The sequence below is a fragment of the Polynucleobacter sp. AP-Elch-400A-B2 genome (genome assembly GCF_018688355.1).
In the GTDB taxonomy this organism is placed as follows: Bacteria; Pseudomonadota; Gammaproteobacteria; order Burkholderiales; family Burkholderiaceae; genus Polynucleobacter.
The window spans coordinates 1443970-1469612 of sequence record NZ_CP061317.1; the positions used below are offsets into that span (position 1 = coordinate 1443970).

Annotated in this window: 30 protein-coding genes; 8 read left to right on the top strand and 22 right to left on the bottom strand. The window is 45.7% G+C overall.

From position 1 onward, the window contains the following. The first annotated feature begins 16 nt into the window (after positions 1-16). From FD977_RS07445 to lysS, 4 genes are all read left to right on the top strand, one after another. Complete coding sequence (locus FD977_RS07445) at positions 17-997, top strand: hypothetical protein (RefSeq protein ID WP_215304616.1); 981 nt, start codon at positions 17-19, stop codon at positions 995-997. Continuing rightward, the gene (recJ, locus tag FD977_RS07450; RefSeq protein ID WP_215304617.1) at positions 994-2739 is read left to right on the top strand and encodes a single-stranded-DNA-specific exonuclease RecJ; all 1746 of its coding nucleotides are present in this window, start codon (positions 994-996) and stop codon (positions 2737-2739) included. Before FD977_RS07445 ends, recJ begins: the two co-directional genes overlap by 4 nt. A gap of 28 nt (positions 2740-2767) precedes the next feature. Further along, positions 2768-3872 (top strand): peptide chain release factor 2 gene (gene prfB, locus FD977_RS07455; protein ID WP_215304619.1). Its coding sequence is split into 2 segments (ribosomal slippage): positions 2768-2848 and positions 2850-3872, totalling 1104 coding nucleotides; the frame shifts between segments, so codons are not numbered across the junction. A 34-nt stretch (positions 3873-3906) separates the two neighbouring features. After that, on the top strand, positions 3907-5463 hold the full coding sequence (gene lysS / locus FD977_RS07460; protein ID WP_215304621.1) for a lysine--tRNA ligase: 1557 nt from the start codon (positions 3907-3909) through the stop codon (positions 5461-5463). Between the two features lie 46 nt (positions 5464-5509). Here the strand turns inward: lysS and FD977_RS07465 are convergent, their stop codons facing one another. The 5 genes from FD977_RS07465 to FD977_RS07485 all read right to left on the bottom strand — a co-directional run bounded on the left by FD977_RS07465 (position 5510) and on the right by FD977_RS07485 (position 8517). Then, positions 5510-6145 carry a 2-hydroxychromene-2-carboxylate isomerase gene (locus FD977_RS07465; protein ID WP_215304623.1) on the bottom strand — a complete coding sequence of 212 codons (636 nt, stop codon included), beginning with the start codon at positions 6143-6145 and terminating at the stop codon, positions 5510-5512. A 13-nt stretch (positions 6146-6158) separates the two neighbouring features. Further along, on the bottom strand, positions 6159-7139 hold the full coding sequence (locus FD977_RS07470) for a tripartite tricarboxylate transporter substrate binding protein (protein WP_215304625.1): 981 nt from the start codon (positions 7137-7139) through the stop codon (positions 6159-6161). Between the two features lie 98 nt (positions 7140-7237). After that, positions 7238-7690 carry an OsmC family protein gene (locus FD977_RS07475; RefSeq protein WP_215304626.1) on the bottom strand — a complete coding sequence of 151 codons (453 nt, stop codon included), beginning with the start codon at positions 7688-7690 and terminating at the stop codon, positions 7238-7240. A gap of 28 nt (positions 7691-7718) precedes the next feature. Next, positions 7719-8204, bottom strand: coding sequence for an isoprenylcysteine carboxylmethyltransferase family protein (locus tag FD977_RS07480; protein ID WP_215304628.1), 486 nt, complete (start codon positions 8202-8204; stop codon positions 7719-7721). 40 nt (positions 8205-8244) lie between these two features. Next, on the bottom strand, positions 8245-8517 hold the full coding sequence (locus tag FD977_RS07485; protein WP_215304630.1) for a hypothetical protein: 273 nt from the start codon (positions 8515-8517) through the stop codon (positions 8245-8247). A 149-nt stretch (positions 8518-8666) separates the two neighbouring features. On the opposite strand from FD977_RS07485, the gene FD977_RS07490 reads away from it, so the two are divergent. Continuing rightward, the gene (locus tag FD977_RS07490) at positions 8667-9443 is read left to right on the top strand and encodes a ferredoxin--NADP reductase (protein WP_215304632.1); all 777 of its coding nucleotides are present in this window, start codon (positions 8667-8669) and stop codon (positions 9441-9443) included. A 106-nt stretch (positions 9444-9549) separates the two neighbouring features. Further along, positions 9550-9714, top strand: coding sequence for a hypothetical protein (locus tag FD977_RS07495; protein WP_215304633.1), 165 nt, complete (start codon positions 9550-9552; stop codon positions 9712-9714). 19 nt (positions 9715-9733) lie between these two features. Here FD977_RS07495 and FD977_RS07500 read toward each other — a convergent pair whose 3' ends face one another. The 7 genes from FD977_RS07500 to FD977_RS07530 all read right to left on the bottom strand — a co-directional run bounded on the left by FD977_RS07500 (position 9734) and on the right by FD977_RS07530 (position 15866). Further along, positions 9734-10270, bottom strand: a complete 537-nt coding sequence (locus tag FD977_RS07500) for a c-type cytochrome (RefSeq protein WP_215304635.1) — start codon at positions 10268-10270, stop codon at positions 9734-9736. Further along, a complete protein-coding gene (soxC, locus tag FD977_RS07505; protein ID WP_215304637.1) occupies positions 10260-11519 on the bottom strand; it encodes a sulfite dehydrogenase in 1260 nt (419 codons plus the stop codon). Before soxC ends, FD977_RS07500 begins: the two co-directional genes overlap by 11 nt. Before the next feature lie 83 nt (positions 11520-11602). After that, positions 11603-12595 carry a YeiH family protein gene (locus FD977_RS07510; RefSeq protein WP_215304639.1) on the bottom strand — a complete coding sequence of 331 codons (993 nt, stop codon included), beginning with the start codon at positions 12593-12595 and terminating at the stop codon, positions 11603-11605. Between the two features lie 4 nt (positions 12596-12599). Then, the gene (locus FD977_RS07515; RefSeq protein WP_215304641.1) at positions 12600-13319 is read right to left on the bottom strand and encodes a GntR family transcriptional regulator; all 720 of its coding nucleotides are present in this window, start codon (positions 13317-13319) and stop codon (positions 12600-12602) included. Positions 13320-13328: 9 nt separating this feature from the next. Then, entirely contained in the window at positions 13329-14501 is a 1173-nt protein-coding gene (locus FD977_RS07520; protein WP_215304643.1) for a UxaA family hydrolase, read from the bottom strand. A gap of 42 nt (positions 14502-14543) precedes the next feature. Then, entirely contained in the window at positions 14544-14825 is a 282-nt protein-coding gene (locus FD977_RS07525; RefSeq protein WP_215304645.1) for a UxaA family hydrolase, read from the bottom strand. Positions 14826-14858: 33 nt separating this feature from the next. Continuing rightward, positions 14859-15866: an Ldh family oxidoreductase gene (locus tag FD977_RS07530; RefSeq protein WP_215304647.1), complete on the bottom strand. Its 1008-nt coding sequence runs from the start codon at positions 15864-15866 to the stop codon at positions 14859-14861. Between the two features lie 287 nt (positions 15867-16153). Between FD977_RS07530 and FD977_RS07535 the strand changes: the two genes are divergently transcribed. Continuing rightward, positions 16154-17140 (top strand): tripartite tricarboxylate transporter substrate binding protein, encoded by a 987-nt coding sequence (locus FD977_RS07535; protein WP_215304648.1) that lies wholly within the window; start codon positions 16154-16156, stop codon positions 17138-17140. Positions 17141-17206: 66 nt separating this feature from the next. Here the strand turns inward: FD977_RS07535 and FD977_RS07540 are convergent, their stop codons facing one another. The 7 genes from FD977_RS07540 to FD977_RS07570 are packed head-to-tail and all read right to left on the bottom strand — an operon-like array spanning position 17207 to position 22616. Then, the gene (locus FD977_RS07540) at positions 17207-17959 is read right to left on the bottom strand and encodes a sulfite exporter TauE/SafE family protein (protein ID WP_215307094.1); all 753 of its coding nucleotides are present in this window, start codon (positions 17957-17959) and stop codon (positions 17207-17209) included. A 1-nt stretch (position 17960) separates the two neighbouring features. Then, the gene (locus FD977_RS07545) at positions 17961-19679 is read right to left on the bottom strand and encodes an L-aspartate oxidase (protein WP_215304650.1); all 1719 of its coding nucleotides are present in this window, start codon (positions 19677-19679) and stop codon (positions 17961-17963) included. Then, positions 19676-20287 (bottom strand): fumarate hydratase C-terminal domain-containing protein, encoded by a 612-nt coding sequence (locus FD977_RS07550; RefSeq protein WP_215304652.1) that lies wholly within the window; start codon positions 20285-20287, stop codon positions 19676-19678. Before FD977_RS07550 ends, FD977_RS07545 begins: the two co-directional genes overlap by 4 nt. Before the next feature lie 7 nt (positions 20288-20294). After that, positions 20295-21170, bottom strand: a complete 876-nt coding sequence (locus tag FD977_RS07555) for a fumarate hydratase (RefSeq protein ID WP_215304654.1) — start codon at positions 21168-21170, stop codon at positions 20295-20297. 11 nt (positions 21171-21181) lie between these two features. Then, complete coding sequence (gene sdhC / locus FD977_RS07560) at positions 21182-21541, bottom strand: succinate dehydrogenase, cytochrome b556 subunit (protein ID WP_215304656.1); 360 nt, start codon at positions 21539-21541, stop codon at positions 21182-21184. Beyond that, the gene (locus FD977_RS07565) at positions 21538-21888 is read right to left on the bottom strand and encodes a succinate dehydrogenase (RefSeq protein WP_215304658.1); all 351 of its coding nucleotides are present in this window, start codon (positions 21886-21888) and stop codon (positions 21538-21540) included. The genes sdhC and FD977_RS07565 overlap by 4 nt, the downstream gene beginning before the upstream one ends. Continuing rightward, on the bottom strand, positions 21885-22616 hold the full coding sequence (locus FD977_RS07570) for a succinate dehydrogenase/fumarate reductase iron-sulfur subunit (protein WP_215304660.1): 732 nt from the start codon (positions 22614-22616) through the stop codon (positions 21885-21887). The genes FD977_RS07565 and FD977_RS07570 overlap by 4 nt, the downstream gene beginning before the upstream one ends. A gap of 82 nt (positions 22617-22698) precedes the next feature. On the opposite strand from FD977_RS07570, the gene FD977_RS07575 reads away from it, so the two are divergent. Then, complete coding sequence (locus FD977_RS07575) at positions 22699-23598, top strand: LysR family transcriptional regulator (RefSeq protein WP_215304662.1); 900 nt, start codon at positions 22699-22701, stop codon at positions 23596-23598. Between the two features lie 150 nt (positions 23599-23748). Here FD977_RS07575 and FD977_RS07580 read toward each other — a convergent pair whose 3' ends face one another. Genes FD977_RS07580 through fdx form a run of 3 tightly spaced genes read right to left on the bottom strand, consistent with a single transcriptional unit; the run spans position 23749 to position 25638 of the window. Continuing rightward, positions 23749-24117, bottom strand: coding sequence for a Rap1a/Tai family immunity protein (locus FD977_RS07580; protein ID WP_215304663.1), 369 nt, complete (start codon positions 24115-24117; stop codon positions 23749-23751). Between the two features lie 17 nt (positions 24118-24134). Then, positions 24135-25250: a DUF3300 domain-containing protein gene (locus FD977_RS07585; protein WP_215304665.1), complete on the bottom strand. Its 1116-nt coding sequence runs from the start codon at positions 25248-25250 to the stop codon at positions 24135-24137. Between the two features lie 49 nt (positions 25251-25299). Further along, complete coding sequence (fdx, locus tag FD977_RS07590; RefSeq protein WP_215304667.1) at positions 25300-25638, bottom strand: ISC system 2Fe-2S type ferredoxin; 339 nt, start codon at positions 25636-25638, stop codon at positions 25300-25302. Between the last annotated feature and the right edge of the window lie 5 nt (positions 25639-25643).

Sequence of the window (25643 nt, forward strand, 5' to 3'; positions counted from 1 at the left end):
CCGATGGATTCTGTAAATGCCACCTAAAATCAAGGGAATGACTGCCAATTTGACCTCCCAAACAAGTTCTTTGCGACGCTTTACCCTGATGGTGTCAGGGGAAGATACTGTTGACGCTGGATTAGAGCGGGATACCCCGCCCAGCGGACTTCCACAAGAGCGTTTTCTAGTGGGCGATCGACTACCGATTGCCCCAGTCTTGCTATTGGGCCAAAGCGAGCTAGCAGTGAATCCAAATGAAGTGATTGCCTGTCTACAGCCAGTCCACCTGCATGCCACTCGAGATCATTTAATCCTGATGGCGCAAAGTCAGATTGATCTGACAGTAAATGAATCTGCCAACTTGTTGCAAATTGCCCTTCCTTTCATCGAAGAAGATTTTAGAAGTAAGGTCTTATTTCAGGGCCAGCGTGATTGGTTTATTTCAGCAGGTCCATTTGCTAGTCTTGCAACGCACTCGATTGATCAAGCGCATGGTCGCAATATTGACTGGTGGATGCCACGCGATACAAACGACGCTGGTATTGCTAAGCTTTGGCGCAAACTCCAAAATGAAATTCAGATGCTCTGGCACATTGATCCAGTCAATCAGGAGCGTGAACAACGTGGCTACCCCAGTATCAACTCTTTATGGATTAGCGGTATTGGCAAACTAGCTGATATTCAGACCCCTCCATTGCTTGAGAATGTAAATCAGATATATGGAAATCATCCCCTCTTGGCTGGTTTAGCTAAATACCTTGCAATCCCCCAGCAAGGTGAAATTGATTTCTCAAGGCTGCAAAATGCATTTGCGTGGATTGATCGTCCCGAGAGCATTTGGGATAACTTGAGAAAAGCGCTTTTGAGTAATGGACTAGATGCAATCGAAGTGATCGATTTTCCTAGGGGCCAAACTCGCCACAGAATCTTCACAGCTAAAGACTTAAACAAAAAGTCATGGGCTTTCTGGAAAAAATCAGAACCCTTAACTTGGCAAGAAATCATTTCAGTATGAGTCTATTCTCCCAGCGCCCCTTCTCTGATCGAACAGCTATCTGGTTACAGCAAAGTGGTCTACACCCTTTGCTAGCAAGACTATATGCGGCTCGCGGCATTGATAAGCCAGATGAGCTCTCTTTAGATCTGAAGCAACTACTTTCACCAGTAGAGCTCAAGAACTGCATCAGCACTGCCGCTCTGCTAGCGGATATTTTGGAGCGCAAAGAGCCTATGCTGGTGGTAGCAGACTATGACTGTGACGGTGCTACCGCATGTGCTGTTGCTCTGCGTGGATTGAAGATGTTGGGTGGGGCAGATACTCCTATTCAGTTCTTGGTGCCAAATCGCTTTACGATGGGCTACGGACTAACACCAGAGGTAGTTGATCTTGCTGCCCAGCAAATTCCCAAACCCAAATATCTCATCACCGTTGATAACGGCATTGCTAGCGAAGCTGGAGTAGACCGAGCTCGCGAGCTAGGAATGGAAGTCATTGTGACTGACCACCACCTACCAGGCGATCGACTGCCTAAAGCCACTGCAATCGTCAATCCTAATCAACCGGGCTGCAGCTTCCCAAGTAAAGCGCTTGCCGGTGTAGGTGTGATGTTCTATTTATTAGTTGCTCTACGAGCAGAACTGCGAAAGCGCGGAAAATTTACTGCAGAGACTCAACCCAAGATTGAAAACCTCTTGGATCTCGTGGCTTTAGGCACGGTAGCGGATGTGGCGCAGCTGGATCGTAATAACCGCATCTTGGTTTCTAATGGTCTGAAGCGCATTCGTACAGGAGCATCTCAAGCAGGCATTCAGGCACTATTCCAGGCGGCTGTGCGCGATCCTCGCAAGGCTAATACCTTTGACCTAGGTTTTGCTATCGGTCCTCGTTTAAATGCAGCAGGACGTCTGGCGGACATGACTTTGGGTATTCGCTTATTAATTTGCGACAAGCCCGAAGAAGCCATTGAGCTAGCTTACGAACTCGATCGCATCAATCGTGAGCGACGTGTCATTGAAGGCGGCATGCAAGAAGCCGCTCTCGCCCATCTTGCTGAGGATCAACTAGCAGGCACCATGGCAGAGCGTTCCAGCATCTGCCTTTGGAATGCAGAGTGGCACCAGGGTGTGGTTGGCATCGTGGCCTCTCGTTTAAAAGAACGCTTTAATAGACCTGCGATTGTCTTTGCTCCAGCTGATGGTGCTAGCGGGGAAGAGTTGCGTGGCTCAGGTAGATCATTGACAGGTTTTCATCTACGTGATGCTTTGGATCTTGTTTCTAAGCGCGAGCCTGGCTTAATTCTGAAGTTTGGTGGACATGCTATGGCAGCAGGCCTGAGTATTAGAAAAGCCGATTTTGAAAAATTTGATACAGTATTTCAGCAGGTTGCCAATGGCTTACTCAATGATGAATTACTCGAGCGTCGCCATATTCATGATGGCCCACTGGATCTATCTGAATTCACACCCGAAACCGGCGATCTCCTTGCCGAAGAAATCTGGGGTCAGGGCTTTCCTCAACCCATTTTTTATGGGGAATTTGAGATTAGTCAGCAAAGTCTCATGAAAGAAAAACATCTGCGTTTGCAGCTACGTCCGATCGGAAGCGGTCCAATGGCTAGCAAACCATTTACTGGGGTCTGGTTTAACCATACCCAACCCTTGCCAACTAAGGCCAAGCTGGCCTATCGCCTAGTCACTGACCGTTTTCAAGGGCAGGCACGCGTACAACTCATGATTGAGGCCCACGACGAGGCTTAGGCTGTAATAACCCCCTTATAATCAGGGGATGGAAGCCGAACAACTCAATATTATTTCAAATACCCTGTCCGATCTGCTCACTCGTGAGCAAGCACTTCGGGGGTATCTTTGACTTCGAAGTAAAGTCACGACGCCTTACTGAAGTTAACTCTATTCTGGAAGATCCCACCATCTGGGATGATCAAAAGAAAGCTCAAGCCCTCGGCAAAGAGAAGAAATTGCTCGATGGTGTTGTTGCCACTCTCACCGATTTAAATAGCAATATCACTGGTGCCCTTGAATTATTCGACATGGCTAAAGAAGAGAGTGATTTTGAAACGATTAGCGCTATCGAACAAGACGTTGAGGGATACAGCAAGATCATTCATGATCTTGAGTTCCGCCGTATGTTCCATAACGAAATGGATTCTTGCAATTGCTTTATCGATGTTCAAGCAGGTGCCGGCGGAACAGAGGCTTGTGACTGGGCCAGCATACTTCTTCGCCAATATCTTAAGTATTGCGAGCGCAAAGGCTACAAGACAGAAATCCTTGAAGAATCCGATGGTGATGTTGCCGGTATCAAGAGTGCCACTATCAAGGTGGATGGTGAATATGCTTACGGACACCTGCGCTCAGAAACTGGTGTGCACCGTTTGGTACGCAAGTCACCCTTTGACTCCTCCAATGGCCGTCACACTTCTTTTGCCAGTATCTACGTATACCCAGAGATTGATGACTCGATTGAGATTGATGTCAATCCAGCAGACATTCGTACTGACACCTATCGCGCCTCGGGTGCGGGTGGTCAGCATATCAACAAGACCGACTCTGCTGTTCGCTTAACCCACCTACCTACCGGAATCGTGGTGCAGTGTCAGAATGACCGAAGCCAGCACCGCAATAGGGCTGAGGCGATGACGATGCTGAAATCACGCCTGTATGAGCATGAGATGCAAAAACGTCGTGCTGAACAAGATAAGCTTGAAGCCAGTAAAACTGATGTGGGCTGGGGTCATCAGATCCGCTCCTACGTACTGGACCAAAGTCGGATTAAAGACTTACGTACCAACGTTGAGATTTCAAATACACAAAAAGTATTAGACGGTGATCTTGATGCCTTTATTGAAGCCAGCCTGAAGCAAGGCGTCTGATTTACTACCCCTATTCCAGTTATTAATATTCCATATGAACGATCAAGTGAATTCAACTCCTAAGCAAGCTGCAGCTACTGAAGCTGTAGATGAAAACCACATCATTGCCGAGCGTCGTGAGAAATTAGCCAAACTTCGTGAAGGTGGCATCGCATTTCCGAACGACTTCGTACCGACCCACTTAGCAGCAGATCTTCATACTCACTACGACAGTCTCACTAAAGAAGAATTGGCTGCCAAGAAGGTGCATGTCAAAGTGGCTGGCCGCATGGTGCTTAAGCGGGTGATGGGTAAGGCAAGCTTTGCCACCATCCAAGATCGCAGTGGGCAAATTCAGTTCTACATTAATGATGAAATCAGTGGTGTCGATATTCATGGTGCATTTAAACACTGGGATATGGGAGACTTTATCTCCGCTGAAGGCAATTTATTTAAGACCAATAAAGGTGAACTCTCAGTTGAATGCAGCAAGCTGCGCCTGCTGAGCAAGTCCTTACGTCCACTGCCAGATAAGTTCCATGGTTTATCGGACCTCGAGACAAAGTATCGCCAACGCTATGTTGACTTGATCGTCAATCCAGAAAGTCGCAATACTTTCAGAGCACGTAGCAATACGATTGCTTCTTTGCGTCGCCATATGCTCGATGCAGACTTCATGGAAGTTGAAACACCCATGCTCCACCCGATTCCTGGTGGCGCAACTGCTAAGCCATTTATTACGCACCACAATGCTTTAGACATGCAAATGTTCTTGCGCATTGCACCAGAGTTGTATTTAAAGCGCCTAGTAGTGGGTGGCTTTGAGCGTGTGTTTGAAATTAACCGCAATTTCCGTAACGAAGGTGTCAGCCCACGTCACAATCCAGAATTCACGATGATGGAATTCTATGCGGCCTATACCGATTACCGTTGGCTGATGGATTTCACGGAGAGCTTAATTCGTGCTGCCGCAATGGATGCACAAGGTACTGCAGTTTTGACCCACCAAGGTCGCGAACTGGATCTCAGCAAACCTTTTCAGCGCTTAACAATTACTGAAGCCATCCTGAAATATTGCGGCCAGTCAAACAAGAGTTATGAAGCGGCTCAATTAGAGAATGCTGCATTCATTCGCGCTGAATTGAAAAAAGGTGGCGAGAACCCAGATAGCCCTACCCTCAAGAATGCTGGCATTGGCGCCCTTCAATTAGCTCTCTTTGAATTGGTTGCTGAGTCACACCTATGGGAACCAACCTACATCATCGATTACCCAATCGAAGTAAGCCCTCTTGCCCGCGAGTCGGATACCCGCCCTGGCATTACCGAGCGCTTTGAATTGTTCATCACCGGTCGTGAGATTGCTAATGGCTTCTCCGAGCTAAACGATGCTGAAGATCAAGCCAATCGCTTCCGTAAGCAAGTAGAGCAAAAAGAAGCGGGGGACGAAGAGGCAATGTACTTTGACCATGACTTCATTCGTGCGCTGGAATACGGCATGCCTCCGACTGGTGGTTGCGGTATTGGTATTGACCGCTTAGTCATGCTACTAACTGACGTGCCTAATATTCGTGATGTGATCCTGTTCCCACACTTGCGTCGCGAAGAAGAATAATCTCTGGCGCCAGGTTCTAGTCCTGGCTGCCAACCAGAAATACCGCTTACTTAACCAGTCCAAATGGGATTGGATCTCGATCTGACTTGATGGCTTCTTCAAGTAAGTCCAACCGGTCCTGACCCCAAAATGGCTCATCCCTATAAAAGAAGAAAGGTGTACCAAACACCTGCCTTTTAACCGCCTCTTCTGTTAATCGACCCACTTCAGCGTCAATCTCTTGACTAGCGCTCGCTTTAAGCAATTGCTCACCATCTAAACCTGATTTATTGGCAACGTCCACCATTACTGCTGAATCTTTAATGTCCAAATCATCGACCCATAAAATTTTTAAGGAATTACGAATAAATTCCTGCGCATTTAAATTTTTGGCCATGGCGGCAATTAACATCCGATGCCCAATTACCGGGTCTGATGGGTGGTGTTTTGGTTTGAGCACTAATGGGATGTTTCGTGCAATTGCCCAACGCTGCATTTCAACGAATCGATATGCCTGCCTTTGGGGTGGTCGCTTAGAAACCGGCAATCCACCGCTGACGGAAAATACTGCATGCAGATCTATGGGTTTGTATGTGACTTCCAGATCGTACTTTTGCACTAGCTCTTCAAATGCTGCATAGCCAATATAGGTATACAGCGAAATAAAGCTAAAGTAAAAATCTATTTTTCTTTTTGAGGTCATATACATCCTTTAGTTAGTCGACTTTTGCTCCAGATTCTTTGACCAGTTTTGCCCACTGAGGTGTTTGAATTGCCAATTGCTTGGCCAGGTATTCAGGTGAGCTAGCCACAATCTCAAATCCCTGTGAGATTAATTGTTCTTTTACTGCAGGCTGCTTTAAAGTCTGAACAATTTCTTTATTCAGCTTGGTAATGATAGCTTGGGGCGTACCTGCTGGGGCTAAAATTCCTTGCCAAGAATTTAGGTCGTAACCCGGTACACCTGCTTCAGCAATAGTGGGGATGCTGGGTGCGCCGGTAGATCTTTTGGCAGGGCTAACTCCCAGGGCAGTCAGTTTGCCTGATCGCACATACTGCAGGGCCGCTGGCAGTGTTACAAACATGGCATCAACGTGACCAGCCAATAAATCCGCAACTCCAGGGGCGCCGCCTTTGTAGGGCACATTGGTAAATTTAATATCAGCCATACTTTCTAATAATGCTCCAGCAAGATGACCTGGGCTTCCACTGCCAGCATTAGCTAGCGTAATTTTCCCTGGGCTTAGTCTTGCCACTTCAATGAGAGATCGCAGATTTTTAACGGGCAGCTTTGGTCCTACTAACAAAACCTGGGGTGCTGTGATTGCCATTGTGATGGGCGCAAACTGCTCGAGTTTGTAAGGGGGGTTGCTGTATAAAGCGGGATTGATAGTCAGACTATCCCAACCCAAAAGCAGTGTGTAACCATCAGGTGCTGCTTTAGCGACGTAACCAAACGCAATATTGCTTCCACCCCCAGCCATATTTTCTACTACAACAGCTTGACCTATTTTTTCAGAGACTCCTTTTCCAATGGTGCGCGCTAAGGTATCTAGGCTTGCCCCGGCTGGTACTGGAACTACGATTTTGATTGGCTTGTTTGGCCAAGAATCTTGTGCGAAAAGCGTGCTTGAGACGGTGAGAAGACTTATTGCAAAGACTATGCTTTTAAGTGTCTTATTTTGTAAGATTTTCATTTAAATACCAATCATTAAAAATGTAACCATATATGACATTGAACACAAAACAAACGATTAAATCATTGTTCCGTTAGAGTGATTTGAATATAAGGCAGCTAACCAGCTGGATATAGCTTAAGGTCCTCACTATCGATCACAGTGACATTAACGGGTATGCCCAAGCTCACACTAGAAGATACGGTACAGAAATCCTGAAACTGCGCTAATACACGCTCAAGGTTCTCAAGAGTATTGCCTGGCACGCCAATCCGAATCTCAACATTGATAGCCAAGATACGTAAACGGTTTTCTGCGTTTCTACCGATTTCGCAACTGGCCTTTGTTTCGATTGGCTCAGGATTTTGCTTAAACTTTCTGAGTGCAAAGAGTAAGGAATCAGACAAGCAATTAGCCACGCCTGCCAGCAAGAACTGAGATGGCGTAGCACCTTGTGATTTTCCCAGGGGTGGCGGCTCATCTCCGTAAATGGGATCACGCTCTTCGTTGTAATAAATAGCAAACTGATAATCAGCTTGCTGAACTAGTCTTACGGAAGGCTCACCACTCATAAAAACTCCAATAACTTAAAACACCATATTAATAGATGGCAGGAATTAACTTTTTGACTCTACGCTGATAGTCCCTGTAATCTGGAAAACGTTCCACCAGCCAGAGCTCTTCCCGCCTTGCTTTGATGTCAAATAAGAAAAATAGGCTAATGGCATAGATCAATATATAGAGTCCAGGGAAGATGAGAAGCCAAGCAAGTGCTGCTAAGAGCACTCCAAAGTAGATCGGGTGCCTCACAAATTGATATAAGCCATTCTGAATCAGAACTGCATTGTCTTTTGGGCATGGCAAGGGGGTGAGATTTTTACCCAGATTAATGACGGCAATCACCATAATTACAGTGGCTAGTAAGCCGATGGCAATGCCACAGGATTGGAGAATCGAGGCAATTGATTCTGAGCTAACCAGAAGAGAACCTTGGGGGCCAAACAAAATCAAGCCAATCAGAATTCCCTGAACCACCACATACCATGCACCCCTCTCAAAGATTGATTGATGTGGCGATGAAGTCATGGTGTGGCCTTATTAAGATAAGACCACAGTCTAGCTTGATTTAGAAGTTTAGAGCCTTATTAAAGTGCTCATCAACGCTAGCCTCGTCTTGGGTCAACACATGCTGTGCAATCAAGAAAACGCCTGAAATGAAACTCAGGCAAACCAGCACTCCAAAAGTATGATATTGATTTAGGCCGCTCTGATTAAGGGCATCAAGATACAGGGCACTTTCTAAGGCTAGGTGGGTGGATAAGCTCAGTAGAGCAAAACCCAAAAATATCTGGATGATGGTCAAAAATAAGGGCTTCTGAACTGTAGGCTTAGCGGACATATGGTTCTCTTGATTGGGCATAAAAGGATCATAGGGGGCTAGCCGATATAAGTAAAAGACTCCCTTTTTATATGCTAAATACTTTTTTATCTATAGAGCCACCACTAGAATGAGGATAATTGGAATTTACACCTTAATATTTCGTATTTATGGCTGCCTACAACACTGAAACCGTCCTCACCGTTCATCACTGGAATGACACCCTGTTCAGCTTCACCACCACCAGAAACAAAGGTCTACGCTTCCGCAGCGGCCATTTTTTGATGATTGGCCTGGAAGTCGAAGGTAAGCCATTGGTTCGAGCCTACAGTGTGGCGAGTCCGAATTATGAAGAGCATTTAGAGTTCTTAAGTATCAAGGTTCAAGATGGCCCCCTCACCTCCCGTCTTCAGAAGATTCAGGTAGGTGACCCCATTTTGGTCAGCGAGAAATCCGTGGGCACCCTAGTCATAGATGACTTGAATCCAGGTAAACATCTTTATTTATTCAGTACCGGTACAGGACTAGCCCCTTTCATGAGCATTATTCGTGATCCGGATACTTATGAGAAGTTTGAAAAAGTAGTCTTGATTCACGGTGTTCGTTTGGTAAGCGAACTGGCTTATGGTGAGTACATTAAAGATGAGCTCACTCAAGACGAATACATTGGTGAAATCATTCGCGAGAAGTTAATCTACTACCCAACCGTAACTCGCGAAGCTTTTAAGCACACTGGTCGCTTAACTACTGCGATTGAATCAGGTCAACTCTTTAAAGATATTGGCTTACCCCCATTAGATCCAGCAGTCGATCGCGCCATGATCTGCGGTAGCCCATCCATGCTCAAAGAAACTGCTGAGATGCTCGATTCCAAGGGCTTCAAGGTATCACCTAGCCTTGGTCAATTAGGTGACTACGTATTCGAGCGCGCATTCGTAGAAAAATAAATAAGCTATATACCCAAAAGTAATTTAGTTATCGCTATATGTTTCTTGTGGATATATAGACACCTTGGTAAATTAGTCCTCAGAAGATATTTACCAAGGAATTGAGATGTCACCCGTACGAGAGCACTACAACCCAATCATTACGCAGTTATTACGTGAACATGATCGCTTGCCACATGAGAATGTGACTGAACGAAAAAACTTCCAACGCAGAATTCTGTTCTTGATGACTACTATCAAGATGGAAGAGTTTGAGGACTCTTACGCATAAGCAAACTCAGCCCAGATGCCTACTTTACGATTGGAATAAACCCATCTCGATTTGGCATCTTGACCAACGGTAATGACTTTGCATTCATTACCTCATCCGTTGAAATAATTTTATTCATATACAAGATGTAAGCAGTTAGAGCGTACACCTGATCATCTGTCAGAGATTGCGGCGCCTGATGTGGCATAGCCCTCTTCACATAGTCAAATATAGTTGTAGCGTAAGGCCAAAAACTACCAACCGTTTTAACAGGCTTGTCAGTATTTAAGCCACCCCCACCAACCAAACGGTTAGAGATTCCACCCTGCCCCTTGTCACCATGACAAGATGCGCATTTTTGCTGGTAAATGATTTCACCAGTTGCAGCTGTACCAGATCCAGAGGGCAAACCTGCTCCATTTGGACCAACATCAATGTTCCAGGCTTTGATTTGATTTTCGGTAACTGGCTTACCAAGGCCAACTGGTCCATTAGCCTGATATCCGCTCGAGCAAGCTACTAAAACTCCGGATAATGCAAAAGTCAGAGGCAGTTTCACAAAAGATTTAGCGGCCATTTGTAATCTCCCCATTAGCAGCAACACGCCATGGCTGAATTGCATTGTTGTGATAGAAGCTATTGGAACTTTTTGCCTTTAATAAAGCCTCCATACTTGGCTGAGTATCGCCACTAGAGTCAATCGCTCGACTCATGAATACAGTCGGCTCACCATTCCAAACCCAGGGATAACGGAAGCGCACCAGAGATTTATCCATGACTGGCTCTTGCAAGATGGCATCGGCCCAAGACTTTCCACCATCCGTTGACACTTCAACCCTTTTAATCTTTCCGTTACCAGACCAAGCAATGCCTGAAACTTCATAGAATCCCTTGGACTTAAGTTTCATCATGCCGGATGGTTGCGTAATGACCGACTTCACATCCATAGCAAAAGTAAATTGAAGGGCTTTGCCATCAGCTTGTAAGTCGGTATAGGCCGATGTTTCTTCACGAGTTTGCCAAGGTTCAGAGCCTAATTTAAGGCGTCTTAGCCACTTAATACTCATGTTCCCCTCAAAGCCCGGCAACAATAGACGCAAAGGATAGCCTTGCTCAGCCCGCAACATCTCACCGTTCTGGGCATAAACCAATAGCGCATCATCCATCATTTTGCTCATCGGAATACTACGAGTCATTGCAGCACCATCAGCACCTTCTGCTAGGGCCCATGTGGCGCCGGGCTGAACTCCGCATTCTTGAAAGATGGTCGAGAGACGAACCCCAGTCCACTCACAACAAGAAAGTAGTCCGTGAATTTCCTGGGCGGTTTTACCGGTTGCCTTCTTTAATTCAGCAGCACTATTGCCGGAGCATTCCAAAAAATAAATGCGGGATTCTGACGGGAAACGAACAATGTCTTCCATAGTCAACATCAGGGGCCTATCAACCATGCCATGAATAACTAAGCGATGCTGATCAGGATTGATATCAGGCACACCGGCATGATGTCTCTCAAAGAAGAGTCCGTTGGGCGTAATAATGCCATGCAAATTTTGCAATGGCGTTCTGGAGCCCGTTAAAAAAGTGGGTGCAGGAGATGGTAAGACTCGAACTACATTTTTTTCGTATTTTGAGGGGAGGCCGTAAGGTGGATTGATGAAGGTAGAGCCCTGCACCTTAGTCCAGGGGTCTACTTGTAAAAATTCATTAGCAGAGGCTTGAGCCAAAGCGGTACCAGAGACCATTGCAGCACTAAGACCCGCGCCAACGCCAGCAGAACTTTTTAAAAATTTTCGACGGCTAGAAAGATTGCCTTTATCCGACATAGGTAGTTCACCTTTTTAAAATACATGCATTACGTATGAGCACTTTTTATAGAATACCGCCAAAATAATGATTGGTAATCCCGTTAAGAGAGATTCAGGATAAATATTAAACCGATTAAAGCGATAAATAGGGTTTCCACTAGCAACATCACAACAGGCTGCCAACCCAACTTTGCCAACTCCTGAAAGTTTGTTTTCAGTCCAGCAGCGCCAATAGCAATCACCAACATCCAGCGGGATATTCCGCCAATAGATTGCGCAACAGAGCTTGGCAAAATCTGCATAGATGCAACGACTGAAAGCGCCACGAATCCCAATAAGAATGTCGGTATCAGACGTAGGCTACCCCAACCTAAGCGCTGAGATGATTTTTCAGCACCAAAGAAAATAGAGATAAATAAAACGACAGGTAGCAAAAGAGCGACTCGGAACAACTTCACAACAGTCGCTACATCACCCGCCTCAGGGCCAAACAACATGCCTGCAGCAACTACCTGTGCCACATCATGAATGGTGGCTCCGAGAAAGATGCCTGCAGGTACGGCGGTGATATTGAGTAACTGCAACGCGAAGGGATACACCACCATGGCAATCGTGGAGAGGACGGTTACCCCAACTACTACCAGTAGAGTAAATCGCTCATTCTCTTTCGTTTTTGGCAGTACAGAGGCAACCGCTAAAGCAGCTGAAGCTCCGCAAATACCAACGGATCCACCTGCAATCAATCCAAAGTCTGGGGACAGCTTTAATAGTTTAGCTAAGAAGAATCCAAGGGCTACCGTGGCAGCAACTGCAAACATCACCATTAATCCGGTATTTAAACCGATTGCGCCAATATCAGCAAATGTAACCCGAATACCTAGAAATGCAACGCCCAGTCGTAGAACCGTCTTGGCGCAAAAATCAATCCCTGGCTTTACGGCCTCATTGAGATATAAAAAATGAAGTGACAAACCAATCAGTAATGCGTACAACAACTGTGGGCCACCATAGTTCTCAGAAAGAAAACTGGTAGACATGGCAATGACCAAGCAAACCAACAGCCCTGGAATATTCTTCCGAATGGTATTCAACATCAAACTAAGCCACTAACTCACTGAAATACTCATGTTGAGTAGTGTTTAAAGTGGAGACACGCCACTCTAGAGGCTCATCCTGAATGCCCAGCGCCACCCTTCTAATCACTAGCACGGGAGAATCTAGATTTAATCCAAGCCATTCAGCATGTTGCTTCCCTGCTAAGCCGGCACGCAAACGCTCACTACTTCGCACAACGGTCTGACCGTATTCCATTTGATACATTTGGTAGATGCTACCTTTACGATCAATAAAGTCTGCTCGGCTTAAATTTTTAAACCTTTGTTTATCTAGCGTGATCTGATCGATCATGACGCACTGCCCTTCCAATGACAGGCGATTGGTAATTCTCCAAATGGGGGCGCCTTCTTTAATCTCCAGCTTACTTGCCTCTTCTTTATTGGCAGTAGCGCTATTTAAGGAGACAAGCTCAACTTTGGGGTAAACCTTTTTTTCAGCATCGTGTTTAACAATGTGGAAAAAATAATATAGAAGTCTTTTGAGATCATGCTCAACAACATAGGTGCCCCTGCCTTGGCGTCGGACTACGATACCTTCCGCAACCAACTCGTCCACCGCTTTGCGCAGGGTACCTATCGATACATCTAACTCTTTTGATAAATCCTTTTCGGCAGGCAATGCCTGCCCCATAGGATATCGACCCCTGACCAAATCCTCGGTGATCTTTTGCTTGACTTCCTCGTAAGCGGTCAGGTTTCTCATGCTGCAGTCTTATGCTGATTCGTATAAACGAGTCAATACAAACTCACGGTGACCAAGAATTTCAGAAGCAGTCAACTCACCGTCAGCTGTACGCTGCAAGCAATCCAAGAGCTTATCTCCCGCTTGATCCATATTCTCTTCGCGACGCAATAAGCCAGACACATCAACGTCGATATGCTCACCCATAGTGCGAACAGTCTTTGGATTAGCGCAAATCTTAATCACCGGAAGAATTGCATTGCCGATCACATTACCTTGACCCGTTGGGAAGAAGTGGGCAGTAAAACCAGCAGCCGCACACAAGGTGACCATTTCAGCAGCAGCTGATGATGAGTCCATGAAATGCAAACCAGGAATCTTTGGCTCTTCACCCTTATCCAGAACGCTATCCACAATACATTTCTTACCAATTTTTTGGATATTGCCCAAAGCCTTCTCTTCGATGGTTGTTAAACCACCTGCAATATTGCCTTTAGTTGGCTGAGAGTCGGACAGATCGCTCGTCTTATGACGCTCAATCACATCCTGGTAGCGATCAAACATCTCGCGGAACTTTTTCTTTACTTCTGGAGTACGGCAACGCGCTTCAACCAGATGCTCGCCACCAGTTAACTCGGTAGTCTCACCAAACACCATGGTGGAGCCAATTGCATACAACTTATCAAAAGCATCACCTACGGTTGGGTTTGCACCACAACCAGAAGTCGTATCGGATTCGCCGCATTTTGTGGAAACCCATAACTCAGATAATGGAGCAGAAACACGTTTTTGCTTTGATGCATGCTTCATCATGTTGTAGGCAGATTTACTAGCGGAAGCAATGGTTGCTGTGTCGCCATTACCTTCAATCCAGAATCCCTCAACTGGCTTGCCTGATGCCTTGATGCCATCAACGATAATTTTGGTCCACTGTGGCTCGATACCAATAACCACTACAGCAGCTACGTTTGGATTAGAGCCTGTACCAATTAAGGTGCGAAAGTGTAAATCCAAGTCAGCTCCGAACTGTAAACGACCATAGGAGTGAGGAATCGCCATCGTTCCTTTGATGTTGTTAGCTACTGCTTCACAGGCTGCATTGGATAAGTCATCCAAAGGCAAAATCAATACGTGATTACGAATACCCATGCGGCCGTTTTCACGGCGATAACCTAAAAAGGTCGCGTCTTTCAAATTAGTCATTTTTTATATCTCTCTCAATGAATAGGTAGTTAAGGTGCCGGATTACCAGCGCTTAGTTTTTACGTTTTGGACGTGAAGGTGCTCACCCTTTTTAATTGGGGCTACTACCTTACCAATATCAACGCCGTATTTCATTACTGTGTCACCTGGCTTGAAATCGTTCAATGAAATTTTGTGACCAATAGGAATATCACTTTCAGACTTGATATTCAAAGTAAGGTCGCCGTCCATTACCCAACCAATTAATTCAGTTCCGGCCTTGACGCCCTCAACTACTACTACACCTACGCCATCTGCTGGCTCATGCACGACAAAGTGGATCATTACTATCTCCTCAATAATCTCGTTTATAAAAAACTACTCAGTCCATGACTGGCGGATGCCAGTCTGAATTTCTTCTACAACCACATCTGAAACTGTCACACCGTTACGAAATCCTGTAGCACGCTGCTGAAAACGACGTTGTCCAGGAAGACGGGTTCCTGCATCGACACTTAAGACCTTGATAAAGTCTTGGATGCGACTGGCAAAAACAGACTTACCTGCCAAACCTGTATCAATAGTCAATATCAGTTGACCAATACGCGGACGATTGCCTTTAGGGTCAAAAAAGGAATCCGCTTCATAAGAAAAACGGCTGCCTGAAAGTCCGACCACCAGCAACTCAACGATGAGGGCAAGTAAGGCCCCTTTATCGCCACCCAAAGGAAGCATCAAGCCCTTTAAGCCTTCTTGTGGATCAGTAGTTGGCTTGCCATCCGCAGTCAATGCCCACCCTTCCGGAATCGCTTGACCATTTTTTGCTGCAACCAAGAGTTTTCCGCGAGCTACTGCAGAAAGCGACATATCTATAACTAAAGGATCGCTGCTGGTAGGAAAAGCTGCAGCAAGGGGGTTAGTTCCAAAGATTGCTTTTGTACCGCCAACCATAGGCATCGCAGCTGGAGTATTTCCAAATAGCAAGGAGACATAGCCTGCTCGTGCTGCAGCCTCAACATAATGCCCCGCGACACCAAAATGATGGCTATTGGTCACAGCTACTAGACCAAGACCATTTTTGGAGGCTAGATTGACTGATAGGTCAGTTGCAAACCGAAGCGCAGGAAAAGCTAGGCCATCACGCGCATCGACCAAAGCGGCTGCCGTTTTAAATGGACGTACCCGTAATTTAGAATCCAATTCAATACGGCCATTTTTTGCATGCGCAGCATATTGGGAAACTCTCGCCAAACCATGGGAGGCCAGCCCATCTAACTCCGCTAGCGCCAGAAACTGGGCCGTTTCATAAGCCGACTTTGAATTGATCCCAGCGGCCTGAAGGCCTGAGTTTGCTAGCGCAAGAATCTCTGGATAGCTCAGATTCATGAATGCTTACCGCGGATAAGGCCACTCAAAAGCAGGGTTTTCAGGGCTTGACTAGATCTAGCTTTAGGGATCAAAATAACTGGCATATCTGAATCATATAGATGATTTAGATATCTTGCAATACCCAATTCGTAGTGCATCTCAGAGAGTGTCTTGAAGTGCTGCAGGATGGGTGGAGGAGACAGCAGTAATAAATAAGCATATAACTATTAAATAGCAGTTGAGTATATTTTTTTCATAGCTAAGTAGCTAAGATATAAAGATCAAATTACCACTGGAGCTCATCGATGTTTGAGAATAAAAAATATAATTTAAATAGACGTTTAGTTTTACTTGTAGGGGCACTTACCCTTGCATTGCCTCAATTAGCAACAGCGCAATCGTGGCCAACAAAACCAATCAAATTAATTATTCCTTTTGTAGCCGGAGGTACTACCGATATTCTTGGTCGACTCTTAGCTCAGCAATTAACAAAAGATCTGGGACAGAACGTCATCGTTGAAAATAAAGGTGGCGCCGGTGGCAATATCGCCGCTGAATTTGTAGCGCAAGCACCTGCAGATGGTTACACCATCATGCTTGCCTCGGGAAGCATGCTTACCGTGAATCCTAGTTTATATAAAAAGTTACCAGTCAATTACAGTAAAGATTTTGTAAACATTACCAATGTAGCTAGCGGCCCAATGTTGCTATCTGTCAGCACCAAAATCCCAGTCAAGAATTTAAATGAATTCATTACCTATACAAAAACCAAGGATCTCAATTTTGGATCTGCGGGTATCGGTAGCCAGGTTCATATGGCAGGCGAGAACCTCAATTACGCAGCCAACATTCCTGCGACTCACGTACCTTATAAGGGCGAGTCTGCAGCCATCAATGATCTAGTAGCTGGTCAGATTGACTTCATGGTTGGCAATTTAACGGCGGCAACTGGCTTTGCAAAAACCGGGCAAATTAAGCCAATTGCCGTTACCAGTGCAAAGCGAGTCAAGCAGCTTCCCGATGTGCCAACAGTTGCTGAAAGCGGCATTCCTGGCTTTGAAAGTACTGGTTGGTTTGGCTTAGTGGCACCAGCCAACACTCCTAAGGTGATTACAGACAAAATCTATGACGCTACTGTTAAGGCGGTGAAGTCAGATGCTATGCAAAAGAGCTTGGAGCTTAATGGCTTGACCCCGGTTGTGAATTCTCAGAAAGACTTTGATGCTCAGATTAAAGCTGAGTTGGCTAACTGGGAGAAAGTAATTAAGGGTCGCAATATCATCGCCCAGTAAACACTGCTAGTTGAATGCAAAAAGCGAGGATAGGTCCTCGCTTTTTCCTTTTCACGAATAATATTTTTATGTAATCTGCCTAATTAACAACATCGAACCAGCAAACACCAATATTGACCCATAGGCAATACGCATAGAAGCATTGCTGAGCTTAGTGTGGACATGGGTACCTGCCCAAATTCCCAAGAAAGTCACTGGCATCAAACAAACTGCAAGGCCGATTACCTCCCAGCTCAAGATGAGTCCCGTCACCAGCATTAAGGTGAGTCGCAAAAATGTCAGCATAAAAATAGCGAATGCCATAGTTGCGCGAAGTACCTTGGGATTATTAATTCTTAAACCGAGATAAGAGACGTATACCGGCCCGCCAGTCGCAAAAAGAGCTGTAAATATACCGCCAAAAAATCCAAATGGCACTGCCCACCATTTATTAATTGGATCTCGAGACTCGACATTTCGCTGTACCAAAACACGAATACCGTTAATGGCTGCAAATGTCCCAAGAATTAGCAGCAAGGGTTCGCTTGGTGCTCTTATCAATAAAAAGATCCCTAATACCATTCCGATTAAGCTAAAAGGAAACAGCCATTTCAATTCTTGAATATTCGCATCGCCAGATGACTTTCTTCCGACGTAAAGGGAGGCACAAATATCAATGATGACCATCATTGGCACCACAACCTTTAGCGGATACATCTGAACCAATAGAGGTACAGATACTATTGACGAGCCAAATCCAGAAATTCCAAAGATGAAGAATCCGCAAAGAACTATTAAAGCTGCTAGCGCAAATGAGACCGGCTCAATTAATTCAAAGATATTAAGCCTCTACTAAAATAGTCTCGCCCGGCTTGACCATCGTAAATTGAACGGGTCTGTTTTCAATTTCTAAACCTCGAGATTGCAGATGGACTGCCGTGAAATAAGACTCTTCCAGAGATCCTGCATCAGGATAATCTTCGCGATAGTGTGCCCCTCTTGAGTTTTCACGAGAAAGAGCGGCCTCTGTGACGGACTTGCTCACCAAAATGAGATTATTTAGATTCATCCAATCCTGCCATGTAACACTGTACTGCCTTTGGATATCACCCACTCCCATTTGGTCTAAATGCTGACCTAACTGATCTAACTTAGTACGAGCACGCAATAAACTGTCTTTAGTTCTAGATATACCCACGTCATCCCACATGCACTCTGCAAGAGCATCTCGAATCAATTCGATATCACCTGCTGGTCGCTCCAATGGAGCCTCATGCGCTTTAATACTCGTGCGCACCTCATCCATATTGCACTCTTGTAAAGTTTGAGACATCACCCAATGTGCCATTTCCTCGCCAGCTATACCGCCATATACCGTTGAGTTTGCAACACCATTGCCGCCTAGGCGATTTGCTCCGTGAACACCACCAGTATCTTCTCCAGCTGCAAATAAGCCCGGTAATTCTGTGCTGCAATCGGCTTTAAAAATCAATCCACCCATCATGTAATGTGCAGTGGGAACTACCTCTACTAAATCTCCTGCCAAATCAAAGCCGCTGTCTGCACATCGCTCGACCATGCCTTTAAATTGCTGGCGCACATTATCGGGACCAAGGTGACTCATCTGAATATAGACACCGCCATTGGGGGTAGCTCTACCCGCCCTAATTTCAGAATTAATAGAGCGAGAAACGATATCTCGAGTAGCGCGTTCATTGCGCGGATCATAGTTACCCATGAAACGTTCTTTATTACCATTGAGCAAATATCCACCTGCACCACGGAGCCCTTCCTCGAGTACAGTCCCCGTCATCCTGGTACCAGGCCCCGCCAGTAATCCAGTAGGATGAAACTGCACCATCTCCATGTCACGCAAAGTAAGACCCGCACGAAGTGCCATAGCTAGGCCATCACAACTCTTATCGCCAGAGGGTGTGTGGTACTTATACATTGTGGGTCCGCCACCTGTAGCCAGTAGAACTGCCTTCGCTCGCACCAGGGAGAACTGACCAGTCGTCATATTGAGCATCAATACACCGGCAAGCGACTTTCCATCAGCGCTATGAATTAACTCGACCGCCCTATGCTCTTCAAGACGATGAATCCCTCTTGCCCATACTTGCTCAGCCAGTCGACTGATAATTTCAATTCCAGTTAAATCGCCCTTGTGGACTGTGCGATCAAAAGTTTGTCCAGCAAATGCTTTTTGATGAATCGTGCCATCAGGGTTGCGATCAAAGAAACAGCCAAGCTCATTCTCAAGCTCACGAATACGTTCAACCGCCTTATTGACTAATGTCCAAGCTAACTCTTGGTCCGATAACCATTTACCACCTTCGATTGTGTCCATAAAGTGACGTTCAACAGAGTCGCCCTCTGCCAGTGCCACGTTATAACCACCCTGCACCATACGAGTACAACCACACTTACCCAGCAATCCCTTTACGGCAATGGTGATGTGTAGATTGGGGTTGGTTTGGTGCGCATGCAAAGCTGCAAAAAGTCCTGCACCACCAGAACCGAGAATAAGAATGTCTGTCTCAAGCGTGGCGATATTCATAAGGAAATTCCTAAGCTCTTTAATACGGCCTCTTTATTGCGCGCAACGTCACTTTTCACTTCTTGATAAATACTACCGCCATGACTATCCATTGCTACTAGCAAGGGGCCAAAGTCTTTAATCTTGAAACGCCACAGAGACTCTGGGTTGAGATCATCCATATCTACATCTTCAATTTGCTCAATCCATGTTGTCTCTAATGCTGCTGTACCGCCAATAATTGCTAGATACACGCCGCCAATTTCCTGAAAGGCTGCTGCAGAGTCATCGCGCATACCGCCCTTACCTACAATCATTCGAACGCCATTTTCAGTCATCAATGGGCGAGTAAAACGCTCCATCCGATCTGATGTGGTTGTACCAATACAGATTGGCTGATACCCGGCTGGGAATTCTTCACTCACTACCACCTTGCGCACATTAGGTGCCGTATGAATCACCGCATGACCATTCAGATCAAAGCGAGTTTTTCGACCCTTATCAAACATATGAATTTGCGTAGCATCCCGAATACCGAATAAAGTATTTTGCAGAGTCACCGTGTCATTAATTCGCAGCTTGCGAATATCTGATTCGCTAACAGGAGTTGGAAGGTTGTAATGAGCCATCTTTTTCCTAGAATCCGTAAGTCACACCATCAGGTGTGAAGGTTGCTCGCGCTCTACGCGCCGAGTGGCACTGCATATTGACGGCCACTGGATTTAAGGTGATGTGAGTATGAGCAAGTTCTACATGAACAGCAAATGCTGTGCCGTCACCGCCCAAACCTTGGGGGCCAATGCCTAATTTGTTCACGGCAGCAGTTAATTCTTGTTCTAACTTAGCACCCTCTTCATCGCTGCACACGCTTCCCAATGCTCTTGTAGCAGCACGCTTGGCCATCGTGACACATTGCTCAGAGGTGCCACCGATACCAACACCGACAATGGTTGGTGGACAAGTCTTGCCTCCCGCAGAAACAACGCTCTCGATCACAAAGGCTTTAACACCATTAATTCCATCGGCAGGAATAGCCATCTTTAAAAAAGAATTGTTTTCTGAACCGCTTCCTTTAGGAACCATCTCGATTTCAAGCATCTCATCATCATCACAAAAATCGATGCTGATTGCTGGCATATCAATACCGCAGGATGTGTGATTATTCTTGCGCGTAATCGGATGCACTACAGAAGATCTCAATGGGTATTCCGTAGTTGCACGCTCGCAGCCTTTACGAATCGCTGCCTTGAGCTCCATGCCATCTAGCTGTACATTGCGGCCAATCTTGACCTTGTAAATGGGTAAACCAGTGTCCTGGCAAAGTAAGTTGTCCTCGCGCTCTGCAACAGCAATGTTGGTGATCATGGTTTTGAGAACCACCTGTGCACGTGCATCTGATTCGCCCTGATTTAAGCGCTCAATACCAGCCTTAACATCATCTGGAAGCACCTTTAAGGCGCGAACATAGAGCTCCTTGCAAGCCTCTTCAACTACTTTCATTTGCAACTGCATAAATTACCCGATCAATTTGCCAAATACAAAAATAGAAGGCCGCAAGCAATGCCAAACAAAATAGCTACTTGGGTCCAAGCCTTACGTAATCCGCGCCATGGGCCAAATTCAATCATGATGAGTCGAATTCCGCCCACTAAATGGATCGCTAACAAAATAACCAGCGCCCACTCACCGAACTTAAAAACCCAAAAGTCCGTTAATCCCAGATAGCGCTCAAATTCACTAGCGCCACGCAAAGACTGAGAAAGCATTAAGAAGTGCAAGGGGATGAAGCAAGCGAGCAGCAAGCCGGAGAAGCGATGGCATGCATAAGCAAAGTAAGAGAGATGAGACTTCGCGCGTAAATCGAGCTTTGGCCTCGGGCTCATAGCGCACCTCCGGTGTAGACACCAATTACTGCCGTGGTACCCAGAATGAGTATGAGAACTGCTAGCAAGGAAGATAGTGCTTTAGAAATAACCCCTTTAGAAAACGTTTCCTCAAGAATATTTGCCAAGCCAATCGGCGCATGTACAAAGCAGGCTAAAACAAAAATCTCATAAAAAATAGCAAAAGCAATATTGCCTTGAGTCCGCCCCAGAATTTCCTCAGCAGTTAAGCCGCCGCGTATTGCGTAGAAAATAATGATGAGGTGAATGCTGACACAGAGACCTAAAACCATGGCGCTAATTCTTTGGGCATACCAGAGCTTTGCTTGAAGTACAGCTTGGCTCATAACTTGCCCCACTTGCTTCCTCGCACAGCAGCTCTTGCCACTAACTTTTTCAACCCAGCAATACTGGCTGTAGGTTCAAGCTTCTTAGGGCAACGCTCTGTACAAGATCCTTGCGTATGGCATGCGTGGCAACCTTCATCACCAGCAACGGCACGTAGCCGATCTAATTGCTGCACATCACGCACATCATTCGTTAAGGTCCAAGCACGATTCAAGGCGGCTGGCCCGAGATAGTTGGGACGGCTCTGAACAACTTCACAAGAGGAGTAGCACACTCCACATCCAATACATTCAATTCCGGCATTAGCTAACTGGCGTTCAGGTGATTGTGGCTCTACTCTTGCAAAGTCATCGTGACGGGTTTTATCGCCTTTGAAGAAACCAACTGCACCCTTCCATTTATCAAAGAACTCTCGCATATCAGTAGCAAGGTCTTTAATGACTGGCAGATTATTCAGAGGGGCAATCTCTAGAGAATCCCCTTCAACAATCTGGGAAACGTGAGTACGACAGGTCCAGCGAGCAACGCCGTTGACTGTCATGGCACAAGAACCGCACATACCCACCCGACAAGCAAATCGGTAACTCAGGGTTGGATCGAGCTTACGCTGAATAAAGGTAACGACATCTAGCACCGTTTGATTTGGATTGCGAGGCACCAAATACTCAACAAACTCACCCTCTTGAGCACCGCGCCAGACTTTAACTTTGAGATCTGAATTAGACATAGCTTGATTATATCGATAGATAGTAAAAAATAAATCGAATATAATTTTCTTTGAGATAAATAAATACTTTATATTAAATTCCATGTCCAGCATCAAAGTACTCAAGAATTTTTTAGCCATTGCTCGCCATAAGAGCGTGGCAGCTGCTGCACGCGAAATAGGTCTTACTGCCGCCGCCGCAGGACAGCAATTGCAGCAACTAGAGGCAGATATCGGAGTGGAGCTATTTGATAGAACCAAACGCTCTATGACCCTCAATCACCATGGCAGATCCTTGGTTGAGCCAATTCAAGAAATCATTGCTCGCTATGAGGCCCTAGGATCGGACTTTAAATCTGAACTCAGCGGCACCATTGTTCTGGGCGCACTGGTCTCAACCTTAATGGGCGCCTTTGGAAATACCTTAAATGAACTCAAGCAGAACTACCCAGAACTTGAAATTAAACTCATTGCCGGCCTTTCCAGTAACTTTCTAGAGCAGGTCATTGAAGGCAGTCTAGATGCAGCAATAGTGACTGAGTCACCCTATGCCTTACCTCAAAATGTTCAGTGGACGGAACTATACACAGAGCCCATGATTGTGATCCACCCAGCAAGCAAAAATAAAAAGGGATTTACACCAAAAGAGTTGGCCGCTCAATTTCCGTTTATCCGTTTTGAGCGAAACACATGGACTGGCCATCTCGTAGATCAAACCATTCGGGTGAATAAATTAAATATTAAAGAAGGTATGGAGCTCAACTCAGTAGAGGCGATTATTGAACTTGTAAGGCAGGGTCTGGGGTATTCAATTGTTCCCAAGCTAGCTAACGTCTCTTGGAAAAACGACCGACAACTAAAAATATCCGAGTTACCTGGAAAAACAATTTACCGAAAAGTTGGCTTACTAGAAAAACGTAAACATTCTCGTGAAAATATCACCCAAGAGATTAAGAAATACTTCTTAGATGAAGTGATTGCAAAAAGAAAAACCACCCCTTAGGGTGGTTTGAAAGAAAAACTATGGAGGTAAAACTAAGAATGAACAACAAGTTCATGGTATTCCATTAAAAGCATTCATCTATCAGGTATTGCTTACTTAATGTGCGTGATGCCTCATATTGGTGCAATGCATGTTGTTATTAATCGTCCGCTATTTGCAGGGATACTTTGCCTCAAAGAATCGGACTAGCGTCTTAGCTGCGCGCTCCTGATTGAATTGGGGATTGCTTTGATTCCAGGTCAGAAACTCTTCGAGAATTACCTCTCTAGTACCAGCATCGGATGAGAAACAAATTCTCGGCTTTTGTTTTGGATTACGGTTAGCAAGGTAGGCCTGATAAACACCCTCACCAAAGCCAAAGCAAAAGTTCTGCGCATCTGCATCGTTGAGGTTTTTGCACAGATCAACCAATGCGGAGGTAGAGACATCATTCTTTGGAAGGTCAGACTGAGCAAAAGTATTTGCCTGCAACAGTAAGACTGCGCTGATGATGAGTGGGGTTTTTCGGAAAAGTTTCATATTATCTTTTTTATAGATTAGCGCCTAAATCCACCCATACGGCCAGCACCAAAACCGCCACGCCCACCAAATCGGTCATCATTCATTCGGTCGGCACGCGCCTGCTCTCGCATCGCATTTTCCTGTGCTGCCTCACGATAGGTATTTGGATTACTACGATCCTGCTGGTAATCATTTCTTGCCTCTTGATTTAAGCGGTCAGCTTGAGCGCGCTCTTGTGGCGTAGCATTTTTCTGAAAAGCGCTATCTGCTCGTTGCCCCGCTGCTCTGGCCGATTGCCGATCTTGCGGAGTCGCATTGTTTTTCCAATCATTCAGAAGACGCTGCTGGTTCTGAATACTACTTGGACCAATCAGCCCCCTATTCGCCCTTCCGGGAGAGTTTGTATTATTCACATTAATCGTACCGTCAGACCAGCTAGGTGTGGACCAAAATGCACCACCTACTGCCATACCAAGACTAAATGACATCATTCCCCAGGCGGGGTTGTAGGCAGGATATGGTGGGTAATCTGGATAAGGCCACGCCCCATAAACAACGGTGGGGTTATAGCTCGGTACGTAGACCACTTGAGCATTAGCAGGACTAATTAATACGTTCGAGTTAGCGTCAGTGCTCACTGTAATTTGCTGATTTGACTTCAGAGTTCCAGCTTGAACGGCGCGTTTACGTAAAACCTGTACCGCCTTCATCGTATCCGCTGGTTGTAACTTGTAAGCATTACCTAGATTTTGGGTCCACTGTAACTTACTACCCATCATGTTAAATGCTTGTGGGAATGAGATCAGCGACTTCACGCTATCATTCCACGATTGCGCTTTGAGAGCATCTTGCAATGCAGCGCTGTTTAGACTGGAATTGCTATTGCGCCAGTTATAGGCCTCGGCCACCTCTAGTGGATAAGTGGATGCCAACAGCATCAAGGAAAGCAAGGAGTCGGGGTACAAGGCAATCGGAGACAGTAAGGACTGCAATTGCTCAGCTGAAATCAACTGTGGCGAACTGTTATAGCCGCCGCTTTGGGTAAAGGACTGCGGGTAGTCCATATTTTGGTAGGGATCGTTATTGTTTGAACAGGCGCTCAATAGCACTGCAAGCCCAATCAAACACCCTGCTTTATTCTGAATATTCATACACTCATTCATCCTCTTGTATTTCTGGAGTGTAATACCGAGCCAGAAATCAGTGATTTTCTTTAGCGTGGTTGATGGAGTATTTCGGAATTTCAATGACTAAGTCTTGGCGCGCCACAATAGCCTGGCAAGATAAGCGAGACTGAGGATTCAGACCCCATGCACGGTCTAACAAATCTTCTTCGTTCTCATCAGGCTCATTCAGGCTCTGATAACCCTCTCTTACAATCACGTGACAGGTTGTACAAGCACAGACCATATCGCAAGCATGCTCAATGGAAATATTGTTTTCTAGCAAGGCCTCACAAACGGAGGTGCCTGGAGTCACTTCAAGTACAGCGCCTTCAGGGCAATACTCGCTATGGGGTAGAACAACGATCTGAGTCATTTGGG